This window comes from Leifsonia sp. GW821-FHT13C05 (assembly GCF_058806515.1).
Window position 1 is genome coordinate 229358 of record NZ_JBXAPT010000007.1, and the last position, 7465, is coordinate 236822.

General features: G+C 66.7%; 7 protein-coding genes. 6 read left to right on the plus strand and 1 reads right to left on the minus strand.

From position 1 onward, the window contains the following. The first annotated feature begins 70 nt into the window (after nt 1-70). Nucleotides 71-823 (plus strand): JAB domain-containing protein, encoded by a 753-nt coding sequence (locus tag AC1ROC_RS17810; RefSeq protein ID WP_281727827.1) that lies wholly within the window; start codon nt 71-73, stop codon nt 821-823. Here the strand turns inward: AC1ROC_RS17810 and aspS are convergent. Beyond that, on the minus strand, nt 753-2081 hold the full coding sequence (aspS, locus tag AC1ROC_RS17815) for an aspartate--tRNA(Asn) ligase (protein ID WP_168688365.1): 1329 nt from the start codon (nt 2079-2081) through the stop codon (nt 753-755). The two genes, AC1ROC_RS17810 and aspS, sit on opposite strands and share 71 nt — an antisense overlap. A 106-nt stretch (nt 2082-2187) precedes the next feature. Here aspS and AC1ROC_RS17820 point away from each other — a divergent pair, with 106 nt between their 5' ends. The 5 genes from AC1ROC_RS17820 to ccsB are packed head-to-tail and all read left to right on the plus strand — an operon-like array spanning nt 2188 to nt 6982. Beyond that, entirely contained in the window at nt 2188-2946 is a 759-nt protein-coding gene (locus AC1ROC_RS17820) for a histidine phosphatase family protein (RefSeq protein ID WP_493001750.1), read from the plus strand. After that, complete coding sequence (locus AC1ROC_RS17825) at nt 2943-3551, plus strand: TlpA family protein disulfide reductase (RefSeq protein WP_493001751.1); 609 nt, start codon at nt 2943-2945, stop codon at nt 3549-3551. The genes AC1ROC_RS17820 and AC1ROC_RS17825 overlap by 4 nt, the downstream gene beginning before the upstream one ends. 1 nt (nt 3552) lies before the next feature. After that, nucleotides 3553-4293, plus strand: coding sequence for a cytochrome c biogenesis CcdA family protein (locus tag AC1ROC_RS17830; protein WP_085367639.1), 741 nt, complete (start codon nt 3553-3555; stop codon nt 4291-4293). Next, nucleotides 4277-5902: a cytochrome c biogenesis protein ResB gene (gene resB / locus AC1ROC_RS17835; protein ID WP_434950918.1), complete on the plus strand. Its 1626-nt coding sequence runs from the start codon at nt 4277-4279 to the stop codon at nt 5900-5902. Before AC1ROC_RS17830 ends, resB begins: the two co-directional genes overlap by 17 nt. Before the next feature lie 6 nt (nt 5903-5908). After that, nucleotides 5909-6982 (plus strand): c-type cytochrome biogenesis protein CcsB, encoded by a 1074-nt coding sequence (gene ccsB / locus AC1ROC_RS17840; RefSeq protein ID WP_493001755.1) that lies wholly within the window; start codon nt 5909-5911, stop codon nt 6980-6982. Nucleotides 6983-7465: the final 483 nt, after the last annotated feature.

The following is a 7465-nucleotide window of genomic DNA, read 5'->3' on the forward strand; positions in this document are numbered from 1 at the left end:
ACATCCTGCGGTTATCCACAGATTTCGGATCGCTGGCTTCCGATGCCGTCGGCGCTTCTAGCTTGGGCTCATGTCCGACCAGGAAGAAGAGGAGCCATTAGCGAATGTTCCCCACCACGACAGACCACGCGAACGGATGCGGCGCATCGGGGTCGGGTCCCTCACCGACGACGAAGTGCTCGCCCTGGTGCTCGGCTCCGGCCAGTCCGGCAGGAGCGTTCTCGGGCTCTCCCGCTCGATCCTGGGGCGCACCGGAGGGTTCCCCGGCCTCGCCACGATGGACTTCGCCCGGCTCGAGAACCTCCCGGGCGTCGGGCCGGCAACAGCGGGGAGGCTCGTCGCCATCACCGAGATCTGGCGGAGGGCCGGCGCTTCGTCGTCCTGGACCAGGCTGGTCGACCACGAGGCCGTCGCCCGCATCGTCCGGCCAGAGCTGTTGCACAGGGACGGCGAGCGGTTCGTCGTGGTGGTGGCCGACCGGGCGTCTCGCCCGCTCGAACTCGTGCTGGTGCGCGACGGCGGGGTCGACGACGTGTCCGTCCAGCCGGCAGACGTGCTGCAGGCTGTCCTCACCAGAGGAGGCAGGTCGTTCGCCGTCGCCCACAACCATCCGGGCGGCACGCTCGACCCGAGCGTCTCCGACCTCATGCTCACGCGCCGCCTCGATCAGGCGGCAGCGACCATCGGCTTGCGTTTCCTCGGGCACATCCTCGTCGCCGGCGACCAGTGGATGGCCATGCCGGCGGCGAACGCTACGGCAGCAGGCGCGTCGGGCCGCGGAAGAGGTAGGTCGTCTCGCGCAGGTTCGACAGGTGAAGCATGAGCATCAGCACACGCGCCAGGCCCATGCCGAATCCGCCGTGCGGGGGAACGCCGTACCGGAAGAAGTCGAGGTAGAAGCCGAGCTCCTCCGGGTCGAGCCCCTTGTCGCGCGCCTGCTCCTCGAGCACCTCGATGCGGTGCTCGCGCTGAGCGCCCGTCGAGATCTCCACACCGTTGAAGATGAGGTCGTAGCTGTTGGTCAGGGTCACGTCGTCCGCGTGGCGCATGTGGTAGAACGGCCGGATGCTCGAGGCGTAGTCCGTCAGGAACACGAACTCGTGCCCGTATGTCTCCTTCACGTACGCCGAGATCTGGCGCTCGCCCTCCGGGTCCATGTCGTCGTCATGACGGGGCACCTCGTAGCCGCGCTCGGCGACGATCCGCTTCGCCTCCGCCAACGGGATGCGCGGGAACGGCGTGCTGGGAACCGTCACCTCCACGTCGAACAGCTCCTTGATCTGCTCGCCGTGCTTCTCCTTCACCGCCGTGAATCCGGCCACGATGAGGTTCTCGTGCAGCTGCATCACGTCTTCGTGGCTGTCGATCCAGCTCACCTCGGCGTCCACGCTGGTGAACTCGGTGGCGTGGCGGCTGGTGAAGCTGGGGTCGGCACGGAACGCCGGGCCGATCTCGAACACCTTGCCGAAGCCGGCGGACTGCGCCATCTGCTTGAAGAACTGCGGGCTCTGCGAGAGGTAGGCCGTGGTGTCGAAGTACTCGACCTCGAAGAGCTCTGCGCGCGATTCGCTCGGGCTGGCCATGAGCTTCGGGGTGTGGATCTCGACGAAGTCGTTGTTCACCCAGTACTCGCGCAGCGCGTGCTCGAACGTGGTCTGGATGCGGAAGATCAGGTTGTTCTTCGGCTCGCGCAGGTCGAGGAAGCGCCAGTCCATGCGCTTGTCGATGCCGCTGTCCGCGGCGATCGGGGTCTCGGGAATGGCCGCCGTCTCGACCTCGAGGGTCGACAGCTTGATCTCGATGCCGCCGAGCTTCACGCGCTCGTCGTGCTTGAGCTCGCCGGTGGCACGCACGAACGAGCCCTGAGACAGGCCGGAGATCGTGGTGGCAGGCTCGTCGGCGATCACCGCGCCGTCCGCATCCACGGTGCGCGGGTTCACGAGCTGAACGGCGCCGGTCTCGTCGCGGAGCACGACGAACTGCACCTTCTTCTGGTCGCGAACGGTCTCCACCCAGCCGGCTACGCTCACGGGGCCGTCGGGGGAGGCGGCAAGGTCCTTGATCAATACTCGTGCGGTCACGAGCCACAAGCCTACCGTCCGCCACTACAGCCCGGGCGGCCCGTCCGAAAGCCTCCCGTGCCAGCGCTCAGTGAATTCAAGGGAAACGCCTCCGTAGACTGGTCGCGTGGTAGCAAGCCAGGTTCACCTCGTCCGTCACGGAGAGGTGTTCAACCCCGACGGCATCCTGTACGGCAGGCTGCCGGGCTTCGGCCTCTCCAAACTCGGTCACCGGATGGCCGCTGCGGCAGCGGACGAACTCCTCGGGCGCGAACGCCCGATCTCCGCGCTTCTGGCGTCCCCTCTGCAGCGCACGCGCGAGTCCGCGGCGCCGATCGCAGCAGCCTTCGCTCTGGATGTGCAGATCGAGGAACGCATCATCGAGCCGACCAACCACTTCGAGGGCACCGTGATGTCCCGGGCGCTCAAGAAGCCCGTCAACTGGCCGTTCCTCATCAACCCGGCGCGTCCGAGCTGGGGCGAGGCATACTCGCACATCGAGAAGCGGATGCTCGCGGCGATCGACGACGCGTTCGACTCCGTCGAGTCCGGCGACGTGATCCTGGTCAGCCACCAACTGCCCATCTGGGTCACCCACCTGTCCGTCGCGGGAGCGCGCTTCTGGCACGACCCGCGCAAGCGCCGCTGCGCTCTGTCCAGCATCACGACGTTCGAGCGCACCCTGGTCGAGCCGACAACCGAGGCCACCAGCGGAGCCACCTCCGCGCCCACCCCGAACCCCTCCACCGAGGTCGAGACTGGCACGCAGCCTCCCTCTTCCGAGCATCCCGAGAACGGAGCGCCCGTCGTGCGCATCATCGAGGTCGGCTACGTCGAACCCGCTGCCGAACTGAACGCGGCAGCCACCGATGTGGGGGCCGTGTGAACCGCCGCTCCCGTTTCCTGGTCCCGCTCGCGGCCGTCGCCGCGTCCGCAGCACTCGTCCTCAGTGGATGCACGTCCTCCGACGGCCTCGCCAGCCAGTACCGCGCCGGCACCGGCCAGAACTACATCGCGGGCGACGGCACCGTCACCGAGTTCGCCGCGGGCAGCCGCGGTGCCGCCGTCGACTTCAGCGGAAAACTCGCGGACGGCACCCCCGTCTCGTCGAAGGACTACGCGGGCGACGTGCTCGTCGTCAACTTCTGGTACGCGGGATGCCCGCCGTGCCGCGTCGAAGCCCCCTTCCTCGAATCGCTCTACCAGAAGTACAAGGGTGACGGCGTCGACTTCCTCGGCGTGAACCTCTACGACACCGAGAGCACCGCAGCCAGTTTCGAGAAGGACAAGGGCGTCACATACCCGTCGGTCCTCGACCGGGACACCGGCTCCGTGCTCCTCGCGTTCAGCAAGACCGTGCCGCCGAAGGCGACGCCCACGACTCTGGTGATCGACAAGAAGGGACGCGTCGCCGCGCGCATCCTGGGTGCGCTCCCCGACGCGAGCACCCTCAACTCGCTCATCTCCGACGCCGTCGCCGAGACCAACTGACGTGGGCGGAGTCGGAGAGATCGTCTTCAGCGGCCAGCTGCTCCTGGCGCTGCCCGTCGCCGTCCTCGCCGGTCTCGTCTCGTTCGCGTCTCCGTGCGTGCTCCCGCTGGTCCCCGGCTACCTCGCATACGTCGGCGGGTTCACCGACCTGGGTGCCAAGCGCGACCGCTCGCGGCTGCTCACCGGCGTCGCCCTGTTCATTCTGGGCTTCGCCATCGTCTTCATCGCATACGGTGCGGCGTTCGGCGCGCTCGGACTCTGGCTCGTCCGCTGGCAGGAAGTCGTCATCCGGATCCTCGGGGTCCTGGTCATCGCGATGGGCCTCGTCTTCATCGGCCAGTTCTCCTTCCTGCAGCGCACCATCAAGCCCACCTGGCGCCCGGCGACCGGCCTCATCGGCGCCCCGCTGCTCGGGATTGTCTTCGGCCTCGGCTGGACGCCGTGCATCGGCCCGACCCTCGCGGCCATCAGCGCGCTCAGCGTCGGCAGTGGGTCGCCGTGGCGCGGAGCGCTCCTCGGCCTCTTCTACTGCATCGGCCTCGGCATCCCGTTCCTCCTCGTCGCCCTCGGCTTCGACTGGGTGGCGGGGTCCGTCGCGTTCCTCAAGCGGCACATCCGTGCCATCAACATCATCGGCGGCGTTCTGCTCGTCATCATCGGCATCCTCATGGCCTCCGGCATCTGGAGCCAGCTCATGTCCCAATTCCTGGCGGTGATTCAAGGTTTTGAGCCGGCCCTCTGACCACATCGACTCCGCGCCCCCGCGCCATCAGCCGGAGGTCGAGCAACCCAAGCTCGGCTTCGTCGGCTGGCTGCGCTGGTTCTGGCGGCAGCTCACGAGCATGCGCACGGCGCTCTTCCTGCTGCTCCTGCTCGCGATCGCGGCGGTGCCAGGTTCGCTCGTCCCGCAGCGCAGCTCCGACCCGAACGGTGTGACGAAGTACTTCACCGATCACCCGGACATCGCGCCGTTCCTCGACAAGCTGCAGGCCTTCGACGTCTACACCTCCGTCTGGTTCTCGGCGATCTACCTCCTGCTGTTCGCCTCCCTCATCGGCTGCATCATCCCGCGCACCAAGCACCACTTCACGGCGCTGCGCGCGAAGCCGCCGAAGACGCCCGTGCGCCTCACGCGCATGGCGGGCTTCCAGGCGCGCATCCTCCCCGCCGAACTGCGCGAGGGCGGCCCTGAGCCGATCGCCGCCGCACGCGACCTCCTGCGCAAGTCCGGCTACCGCGTCGCCATGTACCAGGATGCGCGGTCCACGTCGGTCTCGGCCGAGCGCGGATACCTGCGCGAGACAGGCAACCTCGTCTTCCACACGGCTCTCGTCGGCGTGCTCCTCGCGATCGGCCTCGGCGGCGGCTTCGGCTTCACCGGCCAGAAGGTCGTCGTCGAGGGCCAGAGCTTCGTCAACAGCCTGCCGTCGTACAACTCGTTCAACCCCGGCCGTTTCTTCAGCGACTCGTCCCTGCAGCCGTTCTCGATCAAGGTCGACAAGCTCGTCGTCGACTACGAGACCAAGAACGTCAACGCCCTCGGCCAGCCGCTCGACTACACCGCCCACGTGACCACGACCGGCCCAGGCGACACCTCGAGCACCACCACGATCAAGGTGAACGAGCCTCTCGCCATCGGCGGCACGAACGTCTACCTCCTCGGCAACGGCTACGCGCCGACCATCACGGTGCGCGACCCGAGCGGCAAGGTCGCCTTCACCGACACCATCCCGTTCCTGCCCCAGGATGCGCGGCTCACCTCCCTCGGCTTCGTGAAAGTCCCCGACGGTCTCAAGGAGCAGCTCGGGATGATCGGCTTCTTCTACCCGACGGTCGGCGACAGTGACACCGCTAAGGGCGCGCTCACCTCGACCTTCCCCGGTCTCAGGGATCCGCTGCTGAGCCTGAACGTGTACGCCGGCGACCTCGGCGTCGACAGCGGAGTCCCGCAGTCCGTCTACAGCCTCAACACCGACTCGCTCAAGCAGCTGGCCGGCCCGCCGACGAAGACCGAGGCGCTGAAGATCCGGCCGGGCGAGACGGTCGACCTCCCGAACGGACTCGGCACGGTGACGCTCGACAACGTGAAGCGCTACGCATCCCTGGATGTGCACCACGACCCCGCGCAGGGCTGGGTCCTCACGTTCGCCGTCCTGATCTTCGCCGGTCTGCTCGTTGCCCTGTTCGTCCCGCGCCGCCGGCTGTGGGTGAAGGCCATCGAGAACCCGGATGGTTCGCTCACGCTCGAGTACGCCGGTCTGGCCAGAGGCGAGGACCCGAACCTCGCCGCCGCCGTCCAATCCATCGCCGACGATCACGCCGACGCCCTCACCCGCCCCCGAAACACTTAGGCTTGCATTGTGACCGAAACCCTGGCTCAGCTATCGACCGTGTTCATTTACGCGGCCATGGGAATCTACGCGGCCGCGTTCATCGCGTTCGCACTCGACCTCTCGCGGCGAGGAGCACGAGCGACCGCCGTTGAGGCCGCCGCCGTGCCGAGCGCGGTCGCCCGTCGAACCGAGGTCGCACAGCCCGCGCGCTCGACCACGGCGACCATCACGGCCGAAGGCTCAGGCGGCGCAAACGGACGAGCGGGCACATCGACCCTGGGCAGGATCTCCGCGAAGATCAGCAACAGGGTCGAGGACGACCTGCTCTACGGGTCGGAGTCGTCGACGTCGATCCGGTGGGCGTTCGTGCTCACCATCATCGGTTTCGCCTTCCACCTGGTGGCGACGGTTCTCCGCGGCATCGCCGCCGACCGGGTGCCGTGGGCCAACATGTGGGAGTTCTCGATGACGGGAACCCTCGTCATCGTCGGAGTGTTCCTGGCGGTCAACCTCAAGTGGGACATCAAGTACCTGGGCACCTTCGTCATGGGTCTCGTGCTCGTGCTGCAGGGCATCGCTCTCTTGCGGTACTACGTCCCGGTCGTCCCGCTGCAGCCGGCGCTCCAGTCGTACTGGCTGGTGATCCACATCATCGTGGCCGTGCTCGGCACGGCGTTCTTCGCCCTGGGCTTCGCGTTGTCCGGTCTGCAACTGCTGCAGGTCAGGCGGGAACGGCAGGTCGCAGAATCCCAGCCGCAGCAGTTCAAGTTCCTGGCGACTCTTCCCACATCGACCGCACTCGAGAACCTCGCATACCGGGTGAACATCGTCGGGTTCATCGCCTGGACCTTCACCCTCATCGCCGGAGCCATCTGGGCCGAGAAGGCGTGGGGCCGTTACTGGGGCTGGGACACCAAGGAAGTCTGGACCTTCATCATCTGGGTGATCTATGCCGGCTACATCCACGCCCGCGCCACTCGTGGCTGGCGCGGTTCCCGGTCGGCCTGGCTCGCCATCATCGGCTTCGCCGCCGTCCTGTTCAACTTCGGTATCGTCAACGTCTTCTTCAAGGGACTCCACGCGTACTCAGGCCTGTAGGCCTCAGCGCACTTCTCTGCACGGCGGTCGATTCCCGCCCGAACGCAGACAACCGGCCGATCGGCTGGCGCACCCCGGTGCCCCAGCTGGTCGGCCGTTTCGCATCCCCAGGCGCGACACGCCCGAGTTGCAGGCGCGATTTGCGAGGCCGTCAAGAGGTCCGTAAAGTACTTACTTGTCACCCCAAAGGTGCGGGAGAGCGGAACTGCTCCCCGGCCTCAAGCGGGACCAACTCCTAAAACTTAGCAGTCGCTTGAACTTGTTCAAGCATGCCTGTTCGGCTTAGGATGGTAACCCTCACTCTTCGAGCTGGTTTTGTTGCTCGGCTCGTGTGATTCGGTTGCACCTTCGCGGTGCGCTGAGGATCGCGAAACGGACGAGTTGACATTCAGATTGAAAGTGGTAAGGTTGACAGGTTGCCCCATTTTGACCGTGTGATGCGGGATGGTGGGAGCGTCCGATCCTTGAGAACTCAACAGCGTG

Bases quoted from the DNA above. Each gene is read 5' to 3' on its own strand.
- AC1ROC_RS17810 (WP_281727827.1), top strand. From the start codon at position 71: ATGTCCGACCAGGAAGAAGAGGAGCCATTAGCGAATGTTCCCCACCAC.